Origin of the sequence: uncultured Adlercreutzia sp., from assembly GCF_958431955.1 — a bacterium.
In the GTDB taxonomy this organism is placed as follows: Bacteria; Actinomycetota; Coriobacteriia; order Coriobacteriales; family Eggerthellaceae; genus Adlercreutzia.
The window spans coordinates 1-23442 of the sequence record NZ_CAUASN010000020.1; the positions used below are offsets into that span (position 1 = coordinate 1).

20 protein-coding genes and 1 tRNA gene are annotated in these 23442 nt (G+C 68.5%); 17 read left to right on the plus strand and 4 right to left on the minus strand.

Going from position 1 to position 23442, the window contains the following annotated elements:
* The 4 genes from Q5064_RS07320 to Q5064_RS07335 form a co-directional block, all read left to right on the plus strand.
* A partial coding sequence (locus tag Q5064_RS07320) for a glycosyltransferase family 2 protein (protein WP_302963444.1) occupies positions 1 to 1311 on the plus strand: 1311 nt, incomplete at its 5' end.
* Positions 1312 to 1315: 4 nt separating this feature from the next.
* On the plus strand, positions 1316 to 2200 hold the full coding sequence (locus Q5064_RS07325) for a sulfite exporter TauE/SafE family protein (protein WP_302963445.1): 885 nt from the start codon (positions 1316 to 1318) through the stop codon (positions 2198 to 2200).
* A 48-nt stretch (positions 2201 to 2248) separates the two neighbouring features.
* Positions 2249 to 3700: a histidine kinase gene (locus tag Q5064_RS07330; protein WP_302963448.1), complete on the plus strand. Its 1452-nt coding sequence runs from the start codon at positions 2249 to 2251 to the stop codon at positions 3698 to 3700.
* Positions 3701 to 3886: 186 nt separating this feature from the next.
* The gene (locus Q5064_RS07335; protein ID WP_302963450.1) at positions 3887 to 4843 is read left to right on the plus strand and encodes a hypothetical protein; all 957 of its coding nucleotides are present in this window, start codon (positions 3887 to 3889) and stop codon (positions 4841 to 4843) included.
* Between the two features lie 78 nt (positions 4844 to 4921).
* On the opposite strand, the gene Q5064_RS07340 is transcribed toward Q5064_RS07335, so the two are convergent.
* Positions 4922 to 5761, minus strand: a complete 840-nt coding sequence (locus Q5064_RS07340; protein ID WP_302963452.1) for a deoxyribonuclease IV — start codon at positions 5759 to 5761, stop codon at positions 4922 to 4924.
* A gap of 434 nt (positions 5762 to 6195) precedes the next feature.
* Between Q5064_RS07340 and Q5064_RS07345 the strand changes: the two genes are divergently transcribed.
* The 12 genes from Q5064_RS07345 to Q5064_RS07400 all read left to right on the plus strand — a co-directional run bounded on the left by Q5064_RS07345 (position 6196) and on the right by Q5064_RS07400 (position 18945).
* A complete protein-coding gene (locus tag Q5064_RS07345) occupies positions 6196 to 8649 on the plus strand; it encodes a serine/threonine-protein kinase (RefSeq protein ID WP_302963454.1) in 2454 nt (817 codons plus the stop codon).
* Positions 8650 to 8793: 144 nt separating this feature from the next.
* On the plus strand, positions 8794 to 8991 hold the full coding sequence (locus Q5064_RS07350) for a DUF6724 family protein (RefSeq protein WP_302963457.1): 198 nt from the start codon (positions 8794 to 8796) through the stop codon (positions 8989 to 8991).
* A 206-nt stretch (positions 8992 to 9197) separates the two neighbouring features.
* On the plus strand, positions 9198 to 10493 hold the full coding sequence (gene serS / locus Q5064_RS07355) for a serine--tRNA ligase (RefSeq protein ID WP_302963458.1): 1296 nt from the start codon (positions 9198 to 9200) through the stop codon (positions 10491 to 10493).
* 7 nt (positions 10494 to 10500) lie between these two features.
* The gene (locus Q5064_RS07360; RefSeq protein WP_302963461.1) at positions 10501 to 11565 is read left to right on the plus strand and encodes a hypothetical protein; all 1065 of its coding nucleotides are present in this window, start codon (positions 10501 to 10503) and stop codon (positions 11563 to 11565) included.
* Positions 11565 to 11963 (plus strand): hypothetical protein, encoded by a 399-nt coding sequence (locus Q5064_RS07365; protein ID WP_302963463.1) that lies wholly within the window; start codon positions 11565 to 11567, stop codon positions 11961 to 11963. Before Q5064_RS07360 ends, Q5064_RS07365 begins: the two co-directional genes overlap by 1 nt.
* A gap of 2 nt (positions 11964 to 11965) precedes the next feature.
* The gene (locus tag Q5064_RS07370; protein ID WP_302963464.1) at positions 11966 to 13402 is read left to right on the plus strand and encodes a PLP-dependent aminotransferase family protein; all 1437 of its coding nucleotides are present in this window, start codon (positions 11966 to 11968) and stop codon (positions 13400 to 13402) included.
* 189 nt (positions 13403 to 13591) lie between these two features.
* On the plus strand, positions 13592 to 14596 hold the full coding sequence (locus Q5064_RS07375; protein WP_302963466.1) for a D-alanine--D-alanine ligase: 1005 nt from the start codon (positions 13592 to 13594) through the stop codon (positions 14594 to 14596).
* Positions 14597 to 14908: 312 nt separating this feature from the next.
* Positions 14909 to 15442 carry a YtxH domain-containing protein gene (locus tag Q5064_RS07380; protein ID WP_302963468.1) on the plus strand — a complete coding sequence of 178 codons (534 nt, stop codon included), beginning with the start codon at positions 14909 to 14911 and terminating at the stop codon, positions 15440 to 15442.
* A gap of 3 nt (positions 15443 to 15445) precedes the next feature.
* Positions 15446 to 16264 carry a PRC-barrel domain-containing protein gene (locus Q5064_RS07385; RefSeq protein WP_302963469.1) on the plus strand — a complete coding sequence of 273 codons (819 nt, stop codon included), beginning with the start codon at positions 15446 to 15448 and terminating at the stop codon, positions 16262 to 16264.
* 192 nt (positions 16265 to 16456) lie between these two features.
* Positions 16457 to 17248, plus strand: coding sequence for a TVP38/TMEM64 family protein (locus Q5064_RS07390; protein WP_302963471.1), 792 nt, complete (start codon positions 16457 to 16459; stop codon positions 17246 to 17248).
* A gap of 162 nt (positions 17249 to 17410) precedes the next feature.
* Complete coding sequence (locus Q5064_RS07395; protein WP_302963473.1) at positions 17411 to 18358, plus strand: aldolase; 948 nt, start codon at positions 17411 to 17413, stop codon at positions 18356 to 18358.
* A gap of 77 nt (positions 18359 to 18435) precedes the next feature.
* Positions 18436 to 18945 carry a GNAT family N-acetyltransferase gene (locus Q5064_RS07400; protein ID WP_302963475.1) on the plus strand — a complete coding sequence of 170 codons (510 nt, stop codon included), beginning with the start codon at positions 18436 to 18438 and terminating at the stop codon, positions 18943 to 18945.
* Positions 18946 to 19063: 118 nt separating this feature from the next.
* Here Q5064_RS07400 and Q5064_RS07405 read toward each other — a convergent pair.
* Positions 19064 to 19147 (minus strand) — tRNA-Leu (locus Q5064_RS07405).
* Between the two features lie 137 nt (positions 19148 to 19284).
* On the minus strand, positions 19285 to 20784 hold the full coding sequence (locus tag Q5064_RS07410; protein ID WP_302963476.1) for a sodium-dependent transporter: 1500 nt from the start codon (positions 20782 to 20784) through the stop codon (positions 19285 to 19287).
* Between the two features lie 225 nt (positions 20785 to 21009).
* Here Q5064_RS07410 and Q5064_RS07415 point away from each other — a divergent pair, with 225 nt between their 5' ends.
* Entirely contained in the window at positions 21010 to 22503 is a 1494-nt protein-coding gene (locus Q5064_RS07415; RefSeq protein WP_302963477.1) for an Mbeg1-like protein, read from the plus strand.
* Here Q5064_RS07415 and Q5064_RS07420 read toward each other — a convergent pair.
* The gene (locus tag Q5064_RS07420) at positions 22500 to 23000 is read right to left on the minus strand and encodes a nitroreductase family protein (RefSeq protein ID WP_302963479.1); all 501 of its coding nucleotides are present in this window, start codon (positions 22998 to 23000) and stop codon (positions 22500 to 22502) included. The genes Q5064_RS07415 and Q5064_RS07420 overlap by 4 nt on opposite strands.
* Positions 23001 to 23442 lie beyond the last annotated feature (442 nt).

The following is a 23442-nucleotide window of genomic DNA, read 5'->3' on the forward strand; positions in this document are numbered from 1 at the left end:
GTGGAGGGGCTGGGGCTGGTGGTCATCCTGGTATCAGCCGACGTGTCCATCGAGGCCCAGGCCGCCGAGAAGGTGCAGGCCATCTGCAACGAGCATCCCGGCGTGACCACGCTCGTCATCGGCGCGGCCGAGCTGGCCCTCATCGAGCAGCGCATGGCCCAGCTGAACATCGAGCGCCTCTCCAAGGAGATCGGGCTGTCGGGTTACGGCGCCATCCGCAACCTGGGCCTGCTCGTGGCCAACGTGCTCGGCTTCGACGCGGTGGTCTTCTTGGACGACGACGAGGTGGTGGACGACCCCGAGTTCCTGAAGAAGGCCATGTACGGCCTGGGCAAGCTCACCCGCCAGGGGGTGCCCATCGTGGCGAAGACGGGCTACTACCTCAACGACGAGGGCTCCTACCTCTCGAAGTGGGAGGACAAGTGGTACAACCGCTTCTGGCAGCAGGGGCGCTACTTCAACCAGTGGATCACCAAGGCCATGAAGGGCCCGCGCCTGTCGCGCTCGAACCACGTGTGCGGCGGCTGCCTGGCCGTGCACAAGGAGGCCTTCCGCCGGCTCGCCTTCGACCCGTGGATCACCCGCGGCGAGGATCTGGACTACATGCTCGATCTGCGCATGTACGGCTCGGACATCTGGTTCGACAACCAGTGGGTGCTGCGCCACCTGCCGCCGGCCACCAACAGCGAGGGCACGCGCTTCCGCCAGGACATCTTCCGCTGGCTCTACGAGTACCGCAAGCTGGAGTACAGCCGCGCGCTCATCGACCTGCAGCAGGTGAAGGCCGCCTCGCTCGAGCCCTATCCGGGGCCGTTTCTGGAGCCGGGCCTGCGCAACCGCATCCGCATCACGGCGTGGCTGCGCAGCTTCGCCTGCTCCGACAAGAAGGCCTACCGCCTGGCCGCGAAGGCCGCCACGGGCGCCGCGTCGGCCTACGCCGAGGCCCACTGCGCGAAGTACTTCGAGTTCCAGTACGTGTGGCCCGAGGCCATGGGCCGCATGGAATCCGACCAGCTGCTCTCCCAGGCCCTCGTGAAGTCGAGCATGCTGAGGGTGGAGGCGGCCGCGGCCGATGCGGCCGAGCGCGCCGCCGCCCGGGCCGCGCGCGCCCGCGCGGAGCAGGAGAGGGCCGAAATGCCCAATGACGAGGCGTCCGTCGGCGCCGACGGCGTCGCCGGGGCTGGGGCCCGAGGCAGCCGCCCGCGGCCGGCTGTCGACATGGCGACGCTCGAGCCCACGCCCGTCGCGGTGCCGCGCCCCTCCATCGACCCGGGCGCCACCACCCAGATTCGCCTGGATATGGGGGAGTAGCCCCATGGAGGCAACCATCGTCCTGTTCGTCGTCTCGCTGGTGGTGGGCCTTGTCGTGGGCGTGCTGGCGGGCCTGCTCGGCGTGGGCGGCGGCATGCTGCTCGTGCCGGCGTTCAAGCTCGGCTACGCCATGGATTCCCTCATGTGCACCGCCACCTCGCTGTTCACCATCATCCCCACCTCCATCTCGGGGGCCGTCTCCCACATCCGCAACCGCACCTGCCTGCCGAAGCTGGGCATCGCCGCCGGCATCGGGGGCGCCTGCACCTCGCCGGTGGGCGTGGCGCTGGCCGCCGCGTCGCCCGACTGGTGCGTCATGGGCGCGGCGGCGCTCATCATCGCGTACTCTTCCATCACCATGTTCCGCAAGGCGCTCAAGGCCCCGAAGGCGGCCCCGCGCGCCGCGAAGAGCGACGGCGCGCTGCCGGACGCCGGCGTGGCCGCGGCGCAGGCTGCCGCCGAGGACCGCGCCGCGGCCATCGAGCGGGCGCATCTCGAGGCGCCGAGCGTGGGCGCGCGCGAGATGGGCATCGGCGCGGCCATCGGGCTGTTCGCCGGGCTGGCCTCGGGGTACGTGGGCGTGGGCGGCGGCTTCATCATGGTGCCGCTCATGATGTCGCTGCTGCGGGTTCCCATGAAGCTCACCTCGGGGACCTCGCTTATCGCCGTCATGATCCTGGCCGTGCCCGGGGTCATCGCCCAGGCGGTGCTCGGCAACATCAACTGGGTGGCGGGCATCGCCGTGGCCTGCGGGTCCATTCCCGGCGCGGCCCTCGGCGCCAAGCTCATCCCGCGGGTTCCCGAGCGCCAGCTGCGCTTCCTGTTCGCGGGCTTCCTCGTGGTGGCGGCCGTGCTGCTCGTGGTGAATCAGCTGGGCCTGTGGGGCTAGGCTTCTCTGTTATACTGGCGTCAACTCATGAGACGATCAGGGGGAGATATGGCCAAGCGCGAGGCGGAGTCGGCGTTCAGCCGCGGTATCGGGGTGTCCAAGTTCAACCTTGAGATGCTGGGGGCCACCATTGCCGCCATCGCGGCCATCACGCTCGTGTGGACGTTCTCGCAGCCCGACTTCCCCGTGCCGGTGCTCGTGGTGTCCGGCGCGGTGTTCACCGTGTCGGTGGTGGTGGTCATCCGGCTGATGATGGATCCCGACTCGGTGCGCGCCCTGCAGTCGGATGCCATGCTGCAGCTGGCCAGCTCCATGATCGACGCCATGGGCGAGGGGCTGACCGAGCAGGCGTCCCAGGAGGTGTGCGAGCTGCTGCTGCCCAACACCTCGGCCATTGCCGTGGCGCTCACAGACCGCGAGTCGGTGCTCGGCTACGCCGGCTACCAGCAGGCCCACAACCCCGCCGGCATCCCCATCCGCACGAACGCCACCCACGAGGCCATTCGCCAGGGCGAGACCCTCGTGCTGCTCACGCCCGAGGAGATCGGGCTGCCGACGGGCGCCTCCGAGAACCGCATCAAGGCCGCCATCGTGGAGCCTTTGTGGGTCGGCGGCCGGGTGGAGGGCACGCTGAAGTTCTACTACCGCAACGCCAACAAGATCACCGAGACCCAGCGCTCCATCGCCCACGGCTTCGCCCAGCTTCTGGCCACCCAGATGGCCGCCGTGGAGATGGAGACCCAGCGAAAGCTGGCCACGGCCATGGAGCTGAAGATGCTCCAAACGCAGATCAACCCGCACTTCCTGTTCAACACCATCAACACCATCGCGTCGTTCATTCGCACCGATCCCATGAAGGCGCGCACGCTGCTGCGCGAGTTCGCCGTGTTCTACCGCCGCACGTTGGAGGACTCCACCGAGCGCATCTCGCTGGCCCGCGAGCTGGATCAGGTGCAGCGCTACTTCAACTTCGAGCTAGCCCGCTTCGGCGATGAGCGTCTGGCCCTGGAGGTGCAGGCGAGCCCGCAGCTCCAGTCGATGATGGTGCCGCCCTTCCTCGTGCAGCCGCTCGTGGAGAACGCCATCAAGCACGCCATGCCCTCGGAGGGCAAGCTGACCATCAGCATCGATGCCGAGGCTGACGGCGACGACGTGGTCATCGTGGTGGGCGACGACGGCGTGGGCATGAGCGAGGAGACCTGCGCGAACATCACCCAGGTGGAGTCGTCCACGGGCCTGGGCATCGCGGTGAAGAACGTGCACGACCGCATGATCGGCTTCTTCGGGCCCGATGCCCAGATGGTGTACACGAGCGAGTTGGGGGTGGGCACGAAGGTGACGCTGCGCTGCCCGGGATGCGCCAAGGTGCCGACGACCGCCGCGGCCGCGCTGGACGAGGTGGCGGCTCCCGCCAGCCGCGAGGAAGAGGAGGCCGCCGCCCGCAACGAGGCCACCGTGGCCGAGCTGGCGCAGCTCGTGGCCCAGGTGCCCGAGGGCTGAGGGGGCGCGGCTCGGCCGGCTGTCTCGCGATCGGGTGGGCGGCGCCCTTGTTGACGCTCGTTCTGCGTTTGCGGTCGTTCGTCCTTTTGGCCGATGGGCCATGCATTTTTGTATCGACAATCGTACCCGCGTCGTTTATCATCCCAATAACTGATGATTTACCCGCCTCGGGGAGGGGTTGCTCCTGTGTTTGAGTTCTTGTCTTCGCCGTTCGGCTTGGTAGCCGTGGGTCTCGGCGTGCTCGCCGTGGCCGTGCTGGCGCTGTGCCTGTGGATTACCACGCTCGACCGCCGTATGCGCGGCATGGCCGACGGCCTGGAGGCGGAACGCCGCAAGGTGGCTGAGATGCAGATGGTCATCGGACGCCGCAACAACGCGGCCCGCAGCTACGGCGGCGGCCGCGGTTCCCAGGCGGCCCCGGCGCCCCGCGCGGCGGCTCCCGCCCCCGCGCCCGGGATGCCGCAGGCGGGCGCCCCGATGGCGACGGCCGCTGTGCCCGGCACGGCCCCCGCTCCGGCTCCTGCGCCCATGCCCGGTGCAGCCCCGGTCCCGGCGGCCGCTGCGCAGCGCGCGCCCCGCCAGGCCGCTCCCGCCGGTCGCGGCCGCGGCAACACCCCGACGATTCCCCGCGGCCCCCAGGCTACCCAACCGGCCCCGGCGCCTGCGCCGGCGAGCGCTGCCCGTCCCGCTCCTCCCCGCCAAGCCGCAGCGGCGGCGCCGGCGCCTCGGGGCGGCCGCCCGGCGCAGGCGCCCACGCCCCAGCCTGCCACGAACGGCTGGACTCCTACGAGCATTCCCCTGCCCACGGGGCAGGAGGTCGATTCCTGGGTGCAGGCCGGAGGCGGCGCCCAGGCCATCGTGATGCCGGGCAAGAAGATGTCCCGCAAGGCCCGCCGCGAGGCTGAGCGCGCCTTCGCCGCCCGCGCCGCTGCCGAGCTCGAGGCCCGTCAGGCCGCCCGCCGCGCCCAGGAGGCCGCTCCGCGCGGCGCCCAGCGTGCGACGAGCCCCCGCGCAGCCGCCGCCTCCGCAACGGCGCGCGCGAGCCAGCCCGGCGTGGTGCGCCCCTATGGCGGCGCGGCCGCCCCGGTGCCCGCCGCCGTGGCCCAGGCCCAAGCCCAGGCGCGCGGCCGCCACGCGCGCTAAACCGCACCCATCGACGGGACGGCCCCCGCTCGCCGAGGCGAGCGGGGGCCTTGCCGCAGCTATCGCGCTCCTTGTCGCCTACTTGCCCGTATACGCCTCGCGGAAGCGGGCCACGTCGCGCTCGTAGATGACGAGCGTGCTGTCGGGCTCTTCCAGGTAGAAGGGCACGCCGGCAAGCTTCGGGTGGTTCACGAGGGCCGCGAGCGCATCGAAGCCGATCTTCCCCTCGCCGATGCGGGCGTGGCGATCGACGTGGCTGCCGCGCTCGTGGGTGGCGTCGTTCAGGTGCACGGCCCGCAGCTTGTCCAGGCCGATGACGCGGTCGAACTCTCCCAGCACGCTATCGAGGTCGCCCACGATGTCGTAGCCCTCGGCCCACACCCCGGCGCAGTCGAAGCACACGCCCACGTGATCGGCGTGCTTCACCTGGCCGATGATGGAGGCGAGCTGCTCGAAGCTCGTACCCACCTGCGTGCCCTCTCCGGCCATGGTGTCCAAAAGCACGGTGGTCTTCTGGCTCGGCGTGATGACCTTGTTCAGGGCGTCCGCCACATCTGCGAGCCCCTCCTCTACGCTGATGCCGAGGCGGCTGCCCGGCCGCACGAGGTACATCGTCCCCTCGAGTTCCGCCAGCTGGGCCAGGTCCTCGGCGTACACCATGAGGGCGAAGTCGCGCTCGGCCATCTTGCCCGTGGCCGGGTCGGTGTCGTAGGGGGCGTAGGCGAGCGCGTCGCGGATGTCGTGCTCGGCGCAGAAGGCGAGGTACGCGCGCACATCCTTCTCGTCGAGGGCGGCCTGCTCGCTGCCGCGCGGGCTGCGGGTGAAGTACTGGAAGGTGTTGGCGTTGATTGAGGCGGCCTCCTCGGCCATTTCGAGATAGCCGCGCCGTTTGGAGAGATGGCAACCGATGGTGAGCATGAGAGCGTCCTTTCGACAAGTCGATTTTATTTTTTGGCCAAAAGTGGCCCCGAGTGCGCTCGTATCGCTGCAAAAGATCATAGTTCAATGCTCTTTTGGGCTCTCGGACTGTCGAAATTCGTTCATTAAGCCGTTGATTAGCCTGCACGAGGGGCCGTGAAGTCGAATTTCGGGGTTCTGCGAGCGCACTCGGGGCCATTTTTGGCCAAAAAACGAAAACGAGTCCCGAATGGCAGCTGCGGCTGCAGTTGTAGGCTGCGGGCGGACCCGCGCTGCGGTCGCAGGGCGCCGGCCACGGGCGCGGGCGTCGTCCTGCCGACGGCGCTCCGCCCGCGCGCGCCGATAGGCGGTCGCATTGGCGCCGCGCCGATGGTAGAATGGCGCTACCTCAAACGACGCAGCCCAAATGAAGACAAGAAGAGGTATTCCGCTCCATGGCTCCCATGAAACTCATCCTCAATCGCTATCGGGTTATCGACCGCGCCGGCGCCGGCGGCTACGGCACCGTGGTGCATGCCTTCGATACCCACTTGAAGCGCGACGTGGCCATCAAGTGCATCGAGTTGTCGGAAGACGAGGTGGCCCGTGCCCGCCTCGTAGCCCTGGAGGCGCGCATGGCCGCCGATCTGGAGGGCGCGGGCGAGGACGCCCCGGTCGCGGCGGCCGATCGCGGGACGGGCATCGCGGCAGGAGGCGCGGGCCGCGGGAGCGCAGCCGGAAGCGCACCTGCGACCCCGGCCGGGGGATTTCCCGCCGACCCCGATTTCCTGCGGGGCGTCGACGAGCGCCGCGGCCGGGGCTCGTCCCCGTCGCAGCGCGCCGCCTCTGCCGACGAGATCCCCCCGTGGGAGGACGAGGGCGCGGGAGTCGTCGATCTCGACGGATCGCTGATCCCCTGGGACGCGGGCACCGCCGGCTTCGGCGGCGCCGCGCCGCGCCGCGGGCTGGAGGGCCGGGTGGGCCCGCGCAAGACCCGCCATGCTCCCGAGGCCCCCTCGGCGCCGGCCGTGGAGGTGCAAGACGCCGCGCCCATGAGCGACTATTTCGACGAGAGCGCGGTCGACGTGCGCCACCTGCGCCCCGTGCGCGCCTCGCGCACCATCGACGGTGGCTCCGAGCGCCAGCGCCGGCGCAAGGGCGGCGCGACGGTGCGCGCCGAGGCGGCCCGCTCGGCGGTCGCCTCCGTGTCGGCGCCGGCGCCCGGGGCCTCGGCCGATTTCGACGAGCCGGACGATGCCGATCTGTTCGAGCATATCCCCGGTCTGGAGGAGGCCCGCTCGGTGGCCAAGCTCTCCGACGCCAACATCGTCACGGTGTACGACTGCGCTGTGGAGGACGGCCGCGCCTACGTCATCATGGAGTACATCGAGGGTAAGACGCTCGCCCAGATCATCGACGAGATCGACGACAGCATCACCCTGGACGTGGTGGCCGCCGTGTTCTCGGCGGTGGCCCACGCCCTGGAGGTCGCCCACGGCGAGAACACCCTGCATTTGGACATCAAACCCGAGAACGTCATCGTGAACTCGAAGGGCGTGGCGAAGGTGACCGACTTCGGCCTGGCCGCCCTCATGGACGCCTCGGGCTCGGGCACCACCGGCGGCGGCACCATCGGCTACATGCCGCTGGAGCAGATGCGCCAGGAGCCGCTCGACGTGCGCACCGACGAATGGGCGCTCGCCAGTCTCACCTACGAGATGCTCTCGGGCGAGAATCCGTTTTTCGCCGACGACTTGCGCGAGGCCGAGGAGGCCATCGAGGACGCCGAGCTCGTGCTCCCCTCGTTGTGCTGGGACGAGCTGCCCGCCGAGGCCGACGACGTGATGTTCGCCGCCCTCGACCCCGACAAGGACGAGCGCTTCGAGACCGTGGCCGAGTTCTCCGAGGCTCTCATGCCCCTGCTCGGCAACGCGAAGAAGGGCAAGAAGGTGCTCGCCGACATCGTGAAGGGGAAGGAGGATGCCGTCGCGGCGCCCGAACCCGCGCTGCCCGTCGACCCCCTGCCGCCTCTGGTGGACCGCTTGGGCCTGCGCGGACTCACCGTGCTGGGCCACGGGGTGGCCGCCGTGGCCGTGGGACTCATGGCCGCCGTGGCCTGCGCGAACATCCACCTGAACGCAGGCTCCTCGTTCGGCCTGCTCACCGACTCGCCGGTGGCGTTTTGGGTGGTGGTCGCTCTTGCGGCCGCCGTCGCGGCCGTCCGCCCTTCCGTGGGGTCGCTATTCGGCTACGGCGGCTTGGTGGTGGCCCTTGGGGCCCACGGCGACTGGGCGCTCGCCCTGTTCCTGGCGGCTGTCACGGGCGTGTGGTGGTACTTCGTCGGGCGCCGCGGCACGACCCAGGCGGTGGCGGCTCTGGCTCAGCCGCTGTTCGGCTCCTTCGGCTTCGCGGGGGTGGCTCCGGTGCTCTCGGGCGTGCTTCTGCCGGTCATCCAGTCGGCCATCTCGGCCGCCTTCGCCTTCGTGACGGCGCTCGTCATGGCCAGCTTCGGCTCGCTGGACGTTATGAACTGGGATGCCGTGTTCCACCTGCAGCTCTCGGGCAACCCTCAGGCGGCCTGCCTCTCGATGCTCGCGCAGAGCGGCACCTGGGTCATCGGCATCAGCTGGGTGCTGTCCGCCGCCGTCTACAGCCTGTTCTGCGTGCGCGGGACTAAGGCCTTCGATATGGCCGGCTCGGTGGCCTGCGCCGTTATCCTCATGCTGGGGGTGTGCGCCGCCGCCCACCTGACGGCCTTCGGCGGCTCGTGGTTGCCCGAGCCCGCAGCGCTGCTCGGCGCGCTGGTACCCGGTGTGCTCGGCATTGCGGCGGCGGCCATGAACGCGCCCGACCGCGCCCGCTGGGCCGAGGAGGAGTGGTACCTGGACGAGGGCGAGCTGGCCGCATAGATGCGGCTCTCGCCGCCTGCCGGGCGGCGCTCGGTGATGGAGATTGCGTTTCAGCGGGCGCATCATAGTATACTGGCACCGCACGTGGCGAAACCTCCCGGCGCCTGGACGCAGGCGCTTGCAAGAAGAAGGCGGGATGCATCCATGAACGTTGAAGAGCTCTACCATTTCCTGTTCGAGACGATGCCGGGCATCGGCATTCTGGTCGGCGGCGGCCTTGTCATCAGCATCATCGTGTGCCTCATCCTGGAGCGCAAGACCCGCAAGCAGTACAAGAACCACGAGAAGACCGAGGACGACTGGTCGCTGTTCGACGACGATGACGAGGAGGAGGGCAACTAGCCCGACGCCTCTCGTCGCCGGGGCCGTCTGGTGCGCCCCCTCGTCTGCGCGCCGCCGCGCTCGCCGGTCCTGCCGGCGGTCTCGGAGCCCTTACGCCCCGCGCCACCACCCGCGCCCTTGAGCGCTCTTTGCGAAGATGCCGGCCCGCCTCTGCGGGCCGGTGCTATACTGGTCGAATCCAAACGCCCGACTCCGAGGAGCAACCTATGCTGGACATCAAGTACGTACGTGAACATCTCGACGAGGTGGCCCGCGCCATGGAGAACCGCCATGCCTCCTTCGACCCCGAGCAGTTCAGCTCCCTCGACGTGCGCCGCCGCGAGGTCATCGCCGAGGAGGAGGCCCTCCAGGCCGACCGCAACCGCATCTCCAAGGAGATCGGCGCGCTTATGGGCCAGGGTAAGAAGGACGAGGCCGAGGCCGCCAAGGAGCAGGTGCGCCAGATCAACGAGAAGCTGGAAGCGGCCGCCGCGGCCCGCGCCGAGGCCGAGGAGGCGCTCGATGCCCTCATGATGGCGCTGCCGAACCTGTGCGACGCCTCCACGCCGGTGGGTGAGGACGAGGACGACAATCCCGAGGTGCGCCGCTGGGGCACCCCGCGCGACTTCGCCGCCGAGGGCTTCGAGGCCCAGGCACATTGGGATTTGGGGCCGGCCCTGAACATCATCGACTTCGAGCGCGGCGTGAAGCTGGCCGAGAGCCGCTTCTACGTGCTGGGGGGCGCCGGCGCCCGCCTCGAGCGTGCGCTCATCTCCTTCATGCTGGATCAGCACACCGAGCGCGGCTATAAGGAATGGTGGGTGCCCGCCATGGCCAACGCCGCCACGCTCACCGGCACCGGCCAGCTGCCGAAGTTCGAGGAGGATCTCTTCCACACCACCGAGGGCCTCTACCTCATCCCCACCGCCGAGGTGCAGCTGACCAACCTGCACGCCGGCGAGGTGCTCGACGCCGACCAGCTGCCGCTGCACTACTGCGCCTTCACGCCGTGCTTCCGCGAGGAGGCGGGTTCGGCCGGCCGCGACACCCGCGGCATCATCCGCGTGCACCAGTTCTCCAAGGTGGAGATGGTGAAGTTCGCCACCCCCGAGACCGGCTTCGCCGAGCTGGAGTCCATGGTGGAAGACGCCGAGAACATCCTGCAGAAGCTGGAGCTGCCCTACCGCGTCATCAGCCTGTGCACCGGCGACATCGGGTTCTCCTCAGCCAAGACCTACGACGTGGAGGTGTGGCTGCCCAGCTACAACGCCTACAAGGAAATCTCCTCGTGCAGCTGCTGCACCGATTTCCAGGCCCGCCGCGCCAACATCAAGTACCGCGATCCGGCCAACTTCAAGGGCAGCCGCTTCGTGTACACGCTGAACGGGTCGGGTCTGGCCGTGGGCCGCACCATGGCCGCCGTCATCGAGAACTACCAGAACCCCGATGGCACCATCACCGTGCCGAAGGTGCTCGTGCCCTACATGGGCGGCAAGACGGTGATCGGGCCGGAAGAGGTCTAAGAGCGCCATGGGTACGCAGTCGCGCGGGGCGGGCATCGCCGCCCGTCGCCGCGCCCACGCCGAGCGGACGAGAAGGGAAGCGGACGCCCTGGCCGCCGAGGGGGCAACTTCGGCTGCGCCCTCCGCGGTGCGCTCGGTCGCATCTGACCGCGGCTCCCGGGCGGCATCGTCGGCAGTGTCCGACCGCGGCCCCCGGGCGACGGCACAAACGAGCCGGCGCGAGCGCCCCGTGGCGCGCCGCCGCCGCTGGACCCGGGGAAAGGTCGCGGCCCTCGTGCTGACACTGCTCGTGGTGGCCCTCGCGGGCGCGGTGATCGCCGGTTTCTCGTGGCTGCGCTGGTTTGCCCACGACGATGCGGCCGACATCCAGGGCACGTGGTATTTGGCCGGTACCTCCACGCCCATCGTCATCGACGACGAGCGCATCCAGCTCACCGAGGATGTGGCCTACCACTACACGCTCGATCCGAACGCGAAGACCATCGAGTTCACCTTCGGGAGCCTCACGGGGGGCGGCTGCTACCGCTTCTCGCTCGACCGCGACGAGCTCGCCTTGGTGGACGGCACGTTCACGGGTACCGACACACTGGGGCGCGACATTGGCTGGACGCTGGAGGCCCTCGTCGAGCGCTTGCGGGACGGCGATCTCGCTCCGGCTGAGGAGTCGGGCAAGGGACTCACGCTGCTCTCGCGCACGCCCACCTCGGGCGCCTCGGCCCATCCCAAGGCCGTGCGAGACACGCCGGCTCCCGACGATGGGGAAGGGGGCGGCTCGGGGGACACCGACGGGGCCGCAGCTGACGGGGCCGATGATGCCGGCGACGCGTCCGCGGATGGCGGGGACGGCGGCGATGCCCAGACCATTCAGGACGAGCCGGTGGGCGATCTGTCCGGGAAGATTCCCGCCGACATCAACGACCCGCAGGACAAGGCTGCCGACGACGCGGCCGCCTCGGGTGCCTCCGACGATGCGTCCGGTGCCGCCGACGCGGCTGGCGCATCCGGCAGCGGCACGGCCTCGGGCAGCGGGTCGGCCTCCAGCAGCGGCACGGCCTCGGGCAGCGGCGTCTGATGGCGCCCCTCGCCGTCGAGCGCGTGGCCATCGAGCGCGACCGCATGGTGCTGCTCGTGCGCGTGGCGGGCGGTCCGGCCGCGCATCTGTCGCCCGAGGCGGCCGCCCGGCTTCTGCGGGCTCGCCCCCATCTGGCCGAGCACGCGTGCCTGAACGCCCAGGGCGAGCCCTTCGGGGCCATCCTCGACCGCACCTCGCTTCCCCATATCTTGGAGCACCTCGTCATCGACTTCCAGGCTGAGTTCGACGACCGCTCGGCGGCTACTTTTGTCGGTACGACGGAATGGCTGAACGAGCGCGAAGGTCTGGCCCGCGTTGAAGTAAACTTTACCGATGACCTCATCGCCCTGGCGGCCCTGAAGGCGGCCCGGGCGCTCATGGAAGGGATGGTGGAATAGCCATGTCATCAGCTCACATCACCTTCGACACCACCGGCGACAAGATCGCCCGCCGCGTGCGCAAGATGCGCCCCTCGGCCGTGCGCAACCTGTTCGCCGCCGCCACCCGCGACGACGTCATCTCGCTGTCGGGCGGCATGCCCGCCGTCTCGCTCCTTCCCGAGGAGGACGTGCGCCGCGCCACCCTGGCCGCCATCGAGGACCCGGCTGCCCGGGCCGTGTCGCTGCAGTACGGCCCCACCGACGGCCTTGCGGGCCTGCGCGCGGTGCTCGCCGACATGATGCGCGATCTGGGCATCCGCGTGAAGGCCGACCAGGTGCTCGTCACCACCGGCGCCCAGGAGGCCCTAAGCCTCATCGCCGAGGCCTTCATCGATCCGGGCGACATCATCATCACCGAGGGCCCCACCTACCTGGGGGCGCTCCAGGCCTTCTCCGCCTTCGAGCCCGACATCCGCGCCATCCCCTTCGACGACGAGGGCATGCGCATGGATCTTCTGGAAGAGGAGCTCAAGCGCATCGGCAAGGGCAACCCGCGCCTGAAGTACTGCTACACCATCCCGAACTTCCAAAATCCCGGCGGCGTCACCATGACCGCCGAGCGCCGCCGGCGCCTGCTGGAGCTGGCCCGCGAGTACGATTTCATGGTGGTGGAGGACGACCCCTACGGTCGTCTGCGCTACGACGGCGGCCACCAGGTGCCGCTCAAGGCCATGGACGACTCGGTCATCTACCTGGGCACTATCTCGAAGATGCTGGGTCCGGGCCTGCGCACGGGCTGGGTGGCCGCTCCCGAGGCGGTGCTTGCCCGCATCAACCTGGTGAAGCAGGGCGCCGACTTGTGCGGCAGCTCGTTCGACCAGCTCATCGTGCAGCACTACTTCGCCGACATCCCCTGGCAGAAGACGCTACAGAAATTCATCGGCGTGTACAAGGAGCGCCGCGACACCATGCTCGCGGCCCTGGACGAGTTCTTCCCGCCCGAGGCCACCTGGACGCGCCCCGAGGGCGGCATGTTCCTCTGGATCACGCTGCCCGACTATATGGATACCGATTCGATGCTTGCCGAGGCGCTGGAATCGGGCGTAACCTATGTGCCGGGGAACTCGTTTTTCCCCGACGGTATCACGGGCAAGAACTCCATGCGCGTGAACTTCAGCTTCGAGACGCCGGAGTCCATCACCGAGGCCATCCGCCGTCTGGCCGGGGTTATCGAGGAGCGTCTGGAGCTGTACCGCGTGTTCATCAACGCCGGCGCGCTGCCGGGTTACGGAAAGGAGGCCGTCATGGCCGAGAAGGAACGCGAGAACTGGGACGACGTGCTGGTGGCGTCCGAGCAGAACGAGGAGGCCGTCATGCAGGCCCGCGAGGGCGATGCCGCTCAGATCGACATCGCCGAGGACAAGGTGGCCGCCGCCGAAGAGGAAGCGGCGGAATAACGACGAACGTTCAGCGGGGGCCAGGGGGCATACTCCGCGGTCGTCCGGGCGCGGCTGCGGGATATACCTCCGTGCTCAGACAGTCCTCGCTTGGTGCAAGTGTCCACTGGACACTTGCAGTCGCTGCGGAACTGCGCGCGGAGGCACACCCCGCATCCGTGCCCTACTCATAGGTGAAAGAGAGGCAACATGAAAGTAGCAGTGCTCATGGGAGGCAAGTCCTTCGAGCGTGAGGTGTCGCTGGCATCGGGTAAGGTGGTCTGTGAGGCCCTGGAAGAGGCCGGCCACAAGGTGGTGCCGCTGGACACGAACGCCGATCTGGTGCCCACGCTGCGCAGCGAGCGGCCCGACGTGGTGTACAACGCCCTGCACGGCAAGCACGGCGAGGACGGTACCATCCAGAGCCTGCTCGAGTTCGTCGGCCTGCCCTTCGTGGGCTCGCCGGCCAGCGTGTGCCATCGCGCCTGGAACAAGGACGCGCTGCACTCCTCGCTGGAGAAGTACCGCGACATCACCGGCGAGGAGGGCATCGCAAGCTGGCCCCAGGGCGTGTACCTGTCCCGCGACGCCTTCAAGGATATGGGCGCCGCCACGGCCCTCGACATGGTGGCCGATCGCGTGATCGGGGGCTACCCGGTGTGCGTGAAGCCGGCCCACGGCGGCAGCGCCCTTGGCGTGCACAAGGTGAGCTCCCAGGACGAGCTGGGCGAGGCGGTGCTCGACGCGCTCTCCTTCGACGATGCGGTGAACATCGAGCAGTGGATCGACGGCGTGGAGGTATCGGTGGCCATCCTCGGCACCGGCTGGGACGCCTATGCGCTCCCGCCGGTGGAGATCGTGGCCCGCGAGGGCGAGTTCTTCGACGCCGCAGCCCGCATGCGCAACGACGCCGTGGAGTTCTTCTGCCCCGTGCGCTCGGCGTCGCTCTCGCCCGATGAAGCCACGGCCCACGCCATCCGCGCGGAGATCGAGCGGGCCGCCCTGGAAGTGTACCGCGCCTACGGCGCCCGCGATCTGGGCCGCGTGGACCTCGTGTGGGACGGCGGTCAGGCCCGCTGCTTCGAGCTGGACGTGTCCCCGGGCATGACCCCGCACTCGCTGTTCCCCATGGCCTGCGACGCTGCCGGGCTCACCCTGCCCAAGGTGCTCGACAGCCTCGTCGTGGAGGCCTACGCCCGCGGTGCCAAGTTCTAGGGAACCGACGGCCTGGTAGCAGCGCGGTCTGGCGGTCGGCGTTCGCCGGCCCCTTCCCGTACTCGTTTGCTTTTACCCGAGGCCGAATCCGAGGTCGAACGAAATGTTCGGCCTCGGTCGTTTTCGCGCACGATTTCTCGCCCCCTGTGCCCATATTGCGCAGGGGGTGAGTTTTTCTATGAGAGATTTGCTTATCGATGATGTTTGACAACTTGTTTACCGTAAGGTGAGAAGCGGGCTTTCGCGGCCCCTTCGGGTTCGCCGCACCCTATAATGAGCGAACTTGATAACCTGTCGATAAAGGAGGCAGTCATGGCCAACAAGTTTGGAATGTTTCTGATCGGTGGCGTCGTCGGCGCCGTTGCGGCCCTCTTGGCCGCTCCGCGTCCGGGCGCGGAGACCCGCGCCATGGTGGCCGACAAGGCCAACGATATCCTGGGCGACGCCCAGCAGTGGGGCGGGCAGGCCGCGGCCGGCGCCCAGCACATCTACCAGGAGGCCGCCACGAAGGGCGCCGAAGTGGTGAACAACGTTACCGCCCGCGGTCAGGAAATCGCCTCCGAGGCCGCCGCGCGCGGCGCCGATGTGGCCGCTTCCATCCAGGAGGCCGCCAGCAACATCTCGCCGACCATCAACGAGAAGGGCGACGAGCTGCGCGAGAAGATCGAGGCCGCCCGCCAGCGCATCGCCGACCAGGTGAGCAAGAACGCCGGCGAGGATGCCGACGCCGTGTCCGACGCCGTCGAGGACGTGAAGGACGCCGCTGCCGATGCAGGCGAGGCCGTGAAGAGCGCCGCCCACGAGGCCAAGGAGGCCCTGGACGCCGACAAGAAGGACGAAAAGTAGATCATGGCCAAGCGTTACGGCACCACCGGTGAGCTTATCGGCAAGCGCGTGCTCCGCGATAAGAGCACGCCGAAGAAGCCCGAGGCGGTAGGGCGGCTGGGAAAGGTGCGCCACTGCGTGTTCCATCCCAGCCAGCGCCGCTTCGTCGGCTTCATCGTGAAGCGGCCCGACCTGCTGTGGATGTTCCGCCGCAAGGACGTGTTCGTGGCCTACAACGGCTACGACGTGGTGGACGGCCGCATCGTGGTGCTGAAGGACCCGGCGGCCACCGACAAGGGAGCCTGCCAGGCGCTCGGCGTGAGCTACGACGACTGCGTGCTGTGGGAGGGCCTGCCCGTCATCAGCGAGGACGGCACCGTGTACGGCACGGTGGGCGATGTGTCCTTCGACCCGAAGACCGGGGAGGTGCGCTCCCTGCGCGTGACCCAGGGCGCCACCGCCAACGCGCTGCTCGGCGTGAAGGAGGTGCCCGGGTCCATGATCCGCGGCTTCAAGCGCGGCGTGGGCACGGCGCTTGCCGTGAACGGCGCGGCCGACGAGGAGAACCCGGTGCTCGGGGCCATTCTCGTGGCCGACGAGGCGGCCGAGCTCGCGGCCGAGGGCGGCCTGGCCGCCAAGGCCGGCGAGGCCACGGCGGTGGTGGCCGATCGGGCGCGGGAGACCGTGGAGTCGGTGAAACCGGCGGTGTCCTCCGCCACGAAGGCGGCGGGCAAGGCCGTGAACGCCGGCGCCTACGCCACGGGTCGCCAGATCAAGCGCGCCAGCGGCATGTTCTCCGCCTTCAAGGAGGAGTACGACAAGGCCCGCAAGGACGACGACTAGGGCCGTTTTGCCGTCCCGCTTCCTCCGGGCCCGGCCTGCCGGTCGCGAGGGCGCCGGAGCATGCGTGCGCGCCGGGCGCATGCCCTCTTGCGCCGCTGTGGCGGGGACGCGATTGCTTACAATTCCGTCACCAAGGTAAAGACTTTCCGAAGAGTGCCCCGATGCCCGGGGCACTCCGTTACACTGGAGCCTATGAGTACACACGAGAACAACCGCCCCAAATCCGAGCGCCTCCAGAAGCTGGGGGCCAAGGCCCACGAGGAGAAGTCCGTCGCCGGTCACGAGATGCCCGCGGCCAACATCTTCAAGTTCGCGGGCCTTATTGCGTTCTTCGTCATCATGATCGTGGTGTGTGTGGCCGTCTGGCCCATGATCCACGAGCTGTTCGAGCCGGGCGGGGTGGACCGCGTCACCTCCGACATCCGCAACGCCGGCCCCTGGGGCTTCCTCATTCTGCTGGCCATCCAGTTTTTGCAGATCGTCGTGGCCTTCATCCCCGGCGAGGTGGTGCAGGTGGCCGCCGGCATGATCTACGGGCCGTGGGTGGGCGCGCTCATCATCTGGCTCGGCTGCGTTATCTCCAGCTCGTTCATCTTCGTGCTCGTGCACAAGCTGGGCGCGCCGTTCGTGCAGGCCATGGTGCCTGAGAAGTACATGGGGAAGTTCCGCGAGTGGGAGAGCTCCGAGAAGTTCAACGCCATCGTGTTCATCTTGTTCCTCATCCCCGGGCTGCCGAAGGACGTGTTCACCTACATCACGCCGCTCACGCACATGACCATGCGCAACTTCGTGCTCATCTCGAACTTCGCCCGCATTCCCGGCATCGTGCTGTCCACCTATGCAGCGGCCGGGCTCGTGTCGGGCAACATCGCGGAGTCGGTGGCCATCTTCGCGGTGACCGCCGTGGTGGCCGTGGTGGCGCTTGTCGTGTACAGCCGCGTGACGAAGAAGACGGACACGCCGAAAGACAGCGCGTCGAAGTAGCAGGGGGCTCGTCGCAGCTGTGCCGTGGGGTGAAGCGGCGATGCCCGCAGTTCCGGATCCCCAGCCCCTCCCTTCGCCACTTTCTTTGTGAAAGAACGCGCGGTCAGAGTTTGTTTCGGTACAATAGGCGCCGTTATTGATGCGACCCCAAGGAGGATACCCATGCCGAAGATCACCCGTGATCAGGTGCGCGTTCCCGCCGACGTCATGCCCGAGATGCGTGACGAGTACATTTCCAACTACATGAAGGCCACGCGCGAGACCGGCCGTCTCATGCTGTTCGCCTGCGATCAGAAGATCGAGCACTTGAACGCGGACTTCTACGGCGAGGGCATCGACATCGCCGACCTCGATCCGGAGCACCTGTTCAAGATCGGCAACGAGGGCGTCTGCGGCGTGCTCGCCGGCCAGCGCGGTCTGGTGGCTCAGTACGCGGCCGACTATCCCGAGATCAACTACCTCGTGAAGATGAACTCCAAGACCAACATCGTGGGCACCAAGCAGGAGGATCCCTACTCCCCGCAGCTGTACGATCTGGACGCCGTGCTGGCCATGAAGGAGGCCGGCGTGAACGTGGTGGGCCTCGGCTACACCATCTACCTGGGTTCCGAGTACGAGGCCACCATGATGGCCGAGGCCGGCGAGCTCATCGCCCAGGCCCATGCCAACGGCCTCATTGTGGTGCTGTGGATCTACCCCCGCGGCAAGGCCGTGACCGCCGAGAAGGACCCGGACCTCATCGCCGGTGCTGCCGGCGTGGCACTCTGCCTCGGCGCCGATTTCGTGAAGGTGAACCCGCCGAAGCCCGAGGACGGTCGCACTCCCGCCGAGGCGCTGAAGATCGCCTCGACCGCTGCCGGCCGCTGCGGCCTGGTGTGCGCGGGCGGCTCCACGGTGGATGCCGAGACCTTCCTCACCCAGCTCTACGACCAGATTCACGTGGGCGGTGCCTGCGGCAACGCCACGGGCCGCAACATCCACCAGCGCTCCCTGGACGAGGCGGTGCGCCTGACCAAGGCCATCTCCGCCATCACCCTGGCCGACTGGACGGTGGCCGACGCCCTGGCCGTGTTCAACGGCGAGAAGGACTTCACCCTGGCCGACATCTAGGCCGCGGGCATAGCGTTTACGGGAAAGGCTTCCGCGAGGGAGCCTTTCTTTATGGGATTGAGAAGGGAGATGTGGCAATGAGCGCGCTTGATGGATTGGCAGGGCGAGTTGTGCGGCCGTACCGCGAGGAGGACGTACCCGCTCTGACGGAGATTTGGAATGCCGTGGTGGAGGCCGGCCGCGCCTTTCCGCAGATTGACCCGCTGACGGCGGAGAGCGCGCGGGCGTTCTTCGCGGAACAGTCCTATACGGGAGTGGCCGAGCTGGACGGAGAGGTCGTGGGGCTCTACATCCTGCATCCCAACAACGTGGGCCGCTGCGGGCACGTGTCGAACGCCAGTTACGCGGTGTCGTCGGAGGCGCGCGGGTGCGGGCTCGGACGCCTTCTGGTGGAGGACTCGCTGCGTCAGGCGGCGCGCCTCGGCTTCCGCGGCCTGCAGTTCAACGCCGTGGTGGCCAGCAACACGGGGGCTATGGCGCTGTACGAGAAGCTGGGCTTCCAGCGCATCGGGCGCATTCCCGGCGGTTTTCTCAACAAGGACGGCGCATACGAGGACACGTTCATCTACTACCACGAGACCGTTTGAGCGCGTTGCCAGGTCGTCCCGCCTGGGCGCACCGTCGTCCTGCCGAGGCGCATCGTTGCCCTGCCGTCCCCTGCCCGCAACGAAAAGCGGCTCCCCAAGGGGAGCCGCTGTTGCTTCATGGTGCCCGGGGCGGGATTTGAACCCGCACACCTTTCGGCAACGGTTTTTGAGACCGTCGTGTCTGCCGTTCCACCACCCGGGCTTAGGCGCATCTACGCAGTATAGCGGAAGCGCGGGATGCCGTCGAGAAGAAACCGCAGAAGGTTCTCGCGTCGGCGCTGCGCGGGCGCTATGACTTGCAGCCGCGCAGAGCGTTACGGCCGCACGGGGCAAGGCCCGTTACGCCAGCCCCATCCACAACATGATCTTCGGCACGTAGCCCATGATGAAGATGACGATGATGAGCACCGGCAGGCCGAAGGTGAGCCAGCCACGGGCCCAGCGGGGGAACTTCACGCCGTCGCCCGTGTCCGCTTCGGCGAGGAAGTTGTTCCAGCCCCAGCCCTTGCGGCTCACGCAGAACACCACGTACAGAAGGCTTCCCAGGGGCAGCAGGTTGTTCGACACGATGAAGTCCTCGATGGACTGGATGTCGCCGATGCCCGGCACCGTCACGCCGGCCAGCACGTTGAAGCCGAGCGCGCAGGGCAGGCTCAGCACCGTGACCAGGATAGCCGTGCGCTTGATGGCGTCGCGGCGCGACAGATCCCACTTCTCCATGGTGAAGGTGATGAGGTTCTCGAACACGGCGATGATGGTGGACAGCGCGGCGAAGCTCATGAACACGAAGAACAGCGTGCCCCACAGCTGCCCTAAGGGCATCTGCTCGAAGACGCTCGGCAGGGTGATGAACACGAGCGAGGGGCCCGAGTCGGGGGCGACGGCGAAGGCGAAGCAGGCGGGGAAGATGATGAGGCCCGCCAAGATGGCTACCAGCGTGTCGAGCCCACAGATGCGCAGGGCCTCGCCGGTGAGCGAGTTCTGCTTGCCGATGCGGCTGCCGAACACCTCCATGGCCGAGATGCCGAGCGACAGCGTGAAGAACGCTTGGCCCATGGCGGCATACACGGCCTCGCCGAAGCCGGCCGCGCCGCCGGCGAACATCTTCCCGAAGTCGGGCACGAGGTAGAACGCGAGGCCCTCGGCGGCGCCGGGCAGGGTGACCGAGCGCACCACGAGCAGCCCCATGACGCCGAGCAGGCAGATCATCATGATCTTGGTGATGCGCTCCACGCCCTTCTGCAGGCCGAAGCTGCACACGAAAAACCCGATGACGATGACGGCGAGCATCCAGCCGACCATCTCGGAGGGGTTGGCCAGCATGGTGCCGAACACGCCGGCGACGCCCTCGGGATCGAGCCCCGCGAAGGTACCGGTGCCCATCTTGGCGGTGTAGGCGAGCATCCAGCCGCATACGGTGGTGTAGAACATCATGAGCAGCATGCAGCCCACATACCCCCACCAGCTGAACCAGTGCCAGCGGCGCGACGGCTGCAGGATGTCGAAGGCGAGCGCGCCGGAGCGCTGGGAGGCGCGGCCCACGGCGAACTCCATTACCATCACGGGCAGGCCCAGGATGACGAGGAACACCAGGTACATGAGGATGAACGCCGCGCCGCCGTACTCGCCGGCAATGTAGGGGAAGCGCCACACGATGCCGAGGCCGATGGCGCAGACGGCCGAGAAGAGGATGAATCCGAGGCGGCTCGCGAAGTGCTCGCGGGGCGCGGCAGCGCTGCCGATGCCGGCGGGGATGTCGCCGCCGGCGGGGTTGGCGTCGCGGGCGGGTGCGACCGCATCGCGGGCCGGGGCAGGAATGGAAGCGGGGTCGGTGGCCATGATTGCTCCTGGTGCTCGGGCGTCGGGGCGCGGGCGGCCTAGGGGGCTGGGTTGCAGCCGAGCCGCAGGACTTCGCCGGCGACGCGCTTGAACGAAATTGCAGCAGCCATTGTAGCGGAAGGCGACCAGTGTGGTCATGGTAAGCGGCGGGAGGATTGGCAACGGCTTTGTGTCTGGGGGAGAGGGGAGTGTGCGGGCGCGCGTGCAGTGCGGCATAATGAAATCATGAACGATGTACTCACATATTTAGAAGAGCAGCTGGCCCCGTTTAGCGAGGAGCCCCTCAACGCCGTGGACTCGGCGCTGCTCGCCCAGTTCTGCATGGCCCGCGGCGAGGGTGTGATGCCGCGGGTGCTGGGACGCGGGGAAGAAGCTGCGGGCGAGGCCGGAGGCACCGGCACGGGCGCGCGGCGTTTCCGGGGACTCGCGGCGCTGCGGGCGGAGTGGCGGCGCGTGCGCGAGAGTGGTCTGAGGCGGGGCCGCAGGCGCAAGAACACCGGCGATGGGCGCGAGGACGGCCCCGGCGAGTCCGACGGCAGGGATGCTCGGACGGCGACGCTGGGGAAGACGCTTGCGGAAGGGGAGGCACCGGAAGGGACAGCAGACGAGGTTGCGCCGACCCGAGGGCCGGACGGCCGTGGCTCCGCCGCAGCATCGTCGGCCGCCGCGCACGACCGGCTCGAGGCCCTGCAGATGGCCGATGCCCCCGCGAGCTCGGTGCGCTTCGCCGATCTGCTGCGGGCGGAGCTGTTCCCCACGATGTTCTCCGGCATGCATGCGGCCCAGATGAAGCAGCAGCTCTTCCTCATGGCGGCGAGCCCGCGCTTCCGCGATCTGCTCATCTACGATCACGCCGCCGCCTTCGACGAGGAGCTGGGGCTGCAATTCGCCGCCACCACCTTCGTGTGCCCGGATCAGTTCGCCTACGTGGGGTTCCGGGGCACCGACACCACGCTCACCGGCTGGCGGGAGGACTTCAACATGGCCTACATGGTGCCTGTGCCGGCCCAGGACATGGCTGCCCGCTATCTGGCGGCGGTGGCGGCCGACCCGCGTCTGCCCGAAGCCCTCATTCTGGGCGGCCACTCCAAGGGCGGCAACCTGGCGGAGTATGCGGCGCTCACCGCGGCGCCGCCGGTGCAGGCCCGCATCGCGCATCTGTACAGCCACGACGGCCCGGGCTTCATGGTCGGCACGTTCTCGGAGGACGACTACGCGCCTCTGGCCGGCCGCATGACCAAGCAGGTGCCGGAGGACTCCATGGTGGGCATCCTCATGGAATCGGGCATGCCCACCCAGGTGGTGAGCGCCACCGGCCGGGGCTTCGAGCAGCACTCGGTGTACCGCTGGGAAGTGGCGTCGGGCGAGGGCGCAGCGACCTTCGTCACGTTACCGGAGCTGCCGGAGCGCACCCAGCGCCGGGCCGAGGCCCTGAAACGCTGGCTCGCCTCCATGGACGGGGCCGACCGCGAGCGCATGGTGGACGCGCTGTTCGACGCGGTGCGGGCTGCGGGCATTACCGATGCGGCGCAGATATTCGAGGGCGGTCGCGAATGGGCTATTCTGCGCGACGGCGTGATGCGCGCGCCGGCCGAGGACCGCGCGACCATGCTGAACGCCTTGCGGGGGCTCACCCGTGCCTTCAGCGACGTGACTGCCGAGCGCAACCACGCCCACCGCGACGCCCAGCGCAAAGCCAAGGGGAGCCGCGTGCCTTAAATCCAGTGGACGCGTGTCTCGTCGTAGCGGGTAGACCCCTTCGGCTCGGGATGATTCAGGGCATGCCCCACCGCCACGAGCGCGAACGGTTCCACGCCCTTGGGGCTGCCGAGGGCCACGTCCACCGCCGCGATGCGGTCGGCCTCGGGCGCAATGCCGAGCCAGACGGCGCCAAGCCCGATGTTCGCGGCCTCCAGCAGGATGTTCTCCACGGCGGCGCTCATGTCGAGCGGGGTGCAGCGCGGGAAGCGCAGGCCTTCGGTGCGGGTGCACACGGCAATGACGCACGGCGCCAGCTTCGCCGGCGCGGCGTAGGGGCTCGTGGCGGCCAGGGCCATGCGGGTGGTCTCGTCGCGGGCGATGAAGAACTCCCAGGGTTGCTGGTTGCCGGCCGACGGGGCGGCCATGGCGGCGCGCATGAGCCGCTCGATGTCGTCGATGCTCACAGGCTCGTCGGTGAATTGGCGCACGCTGCATCGCTTGAAAATGGCGTTCATGAAGTAGTCCTCGATCCTTGTCGCCAGTAAGAGCCGGGCCGGTGGGAGGGGTCGGCCTCGGCATGAGAGCGCGCTTCGGGGCGCGATAGTCGTATCGAACTCCCACTCTAACGACTGGGAAATGGAGGAGGTGGGCGAAGGTCGCGCCCATTACTAATCTGCGAACCCCCTGCTACGGAACCGACAAGAACTTACTGTCGCCCCCCCCCGCCTTCGGATCCCGTGCTCCCGCCTTCGGATCTCCCCATCCTCTCTCCCTCTCTCGCAAGATCCGCGCAAATGCATAGAAGATGCGGGCGAAAACAGCAGGATCCGCGCAAATGCGCGGATCCTGCATCCCTCAGTCGTGCATTTTCGCGAAACTTGCGGCCGATGCTGCTGCGGCCGCTTTTCCGCAGCGTCGTACTGCGGCTCGGGTGTCTTCCCTGCCTGCAGCCCCCGC

Coding starts and splice junctions, on each gene's coding strand:
- Q5064_RS07325 (WP_302963445.1), top strand. CDS start 1,316: ATGGAGGCAACCATCGTCCTGTTCGTCGTCTCGCTGGTGGTGGGCCTT.
- Q5064_RS07330 (WP_302963448.1), top strand. CDS start 2,249: ATGGCCAAGCGCGAGGCGGAGTCGGCGTTCAGCCGCGGTATCGGGGTG.
- Q5064_RS07340 (WP_302963452.1), bottom strand. CDS start 5,761: ATGCTCACCATCGGTTGCCATCTCTCCAAACGGCGCGGCTATCTCGAA.
- Q5064_RS07345 (WP_302963454.1), top strand. CDS start 6,196: ATGGCTCCCATGAAACTCATCCTCAATCGCTATCGGGTTATCGACCGC.
- Q5064_RS07350 (WP_302963457.1), top strand. CDS start 8,794: ATGAACGTTGAAGAGCTCTACCATTTCCTGTTCGAGACGATGCCGGGC.
- serS (WP_302963458.1), top strand. CDS start 9,198: ATGCTGGACATCAAGTACGTACGTGAACATCTCGACGAGGTGGCCCGC.
- Q5064_RS07360 (WP_302963461.1), top strand. CDS start 10,501: ATGGGTACGCAGTCGCGCGGGGCGGGCATCGCCGCCCGTCGCCGCGCC.
- Q5064_RS07365 (WP_302963463.1), top strand. CDS start 11,565: ATGGCGCCCCTCGCCGTCGAGCGCGTGGCCATCGAGCGCGACCGCATG.
- Q5064_RS07370 (WP_302963464.1), top strand. CDS start 11,966: ATGTCATCAGCTCACATCACCTTCGACACCACCGGCGACAAGATCGCC.
- Q5064_RS07375 (WP_302963466.1), top strand. CDS start 13,592: ATGAAAGTAGCAGTGCTCATGGGAGGCAAGTCCTTCGAGCGTGAGGTG.
- Q5064_RS07380 (WP_302963468.1), top strand. CDS start 14,909: ATGGCCAACAAGTTTGGAATGTTTCTGATCGGTGGCGTCGTCGGCGCC.
- Q5064_RS07385 (WP_302963469.1), top strand. CDS start 15,446: ATGGCCAAGCGTTACGGCACCACCGGTGAGCTTATCGGCAAGCGCGTG.
- Q5064_RS07390 (WP_302963471.1), top strand. CDS start 16,457: ATGAGTACACACGAGAACAACCGCCCCAAATCCGAGCGCCTCCAGAAG.
- Q5064_RS07395 (WP_302963473.1), top strand. CDS start 17,411: ATGCCGAAGATCACCCGTGATCAGGTGCGCGTTCCCGCCGACGTCATG.
- Q5064_RS07400 (WP_302963475.1), top strand. CDS start 18,436: ATGAGCGCGCTTGATGGATTGGCAGGGCGAGTTGTGCGGCCGTACCGC.
- Q5064_RS07410 (WP_302963476.1), bottom strand. CDS start 20,784: ATGGCCACCGACCCCGCTTCCATTCCTGCCCCGGCCCGCGATGCGGTC.
- Q5064_RS07415 (WP_302963477.1), top strand. CDS start 21,010: ATGAACGATGTACTCACATATTTAGAAGAGCAGCTGGCCCCGTTTAGC.
- Q5064_RS07420 (WP_302963479.1), bottom strand. CDS start 23,000: ATGAACGCCATTTTCAAGCGATGCAGCGTGCGCCAATTCACCGACGAG.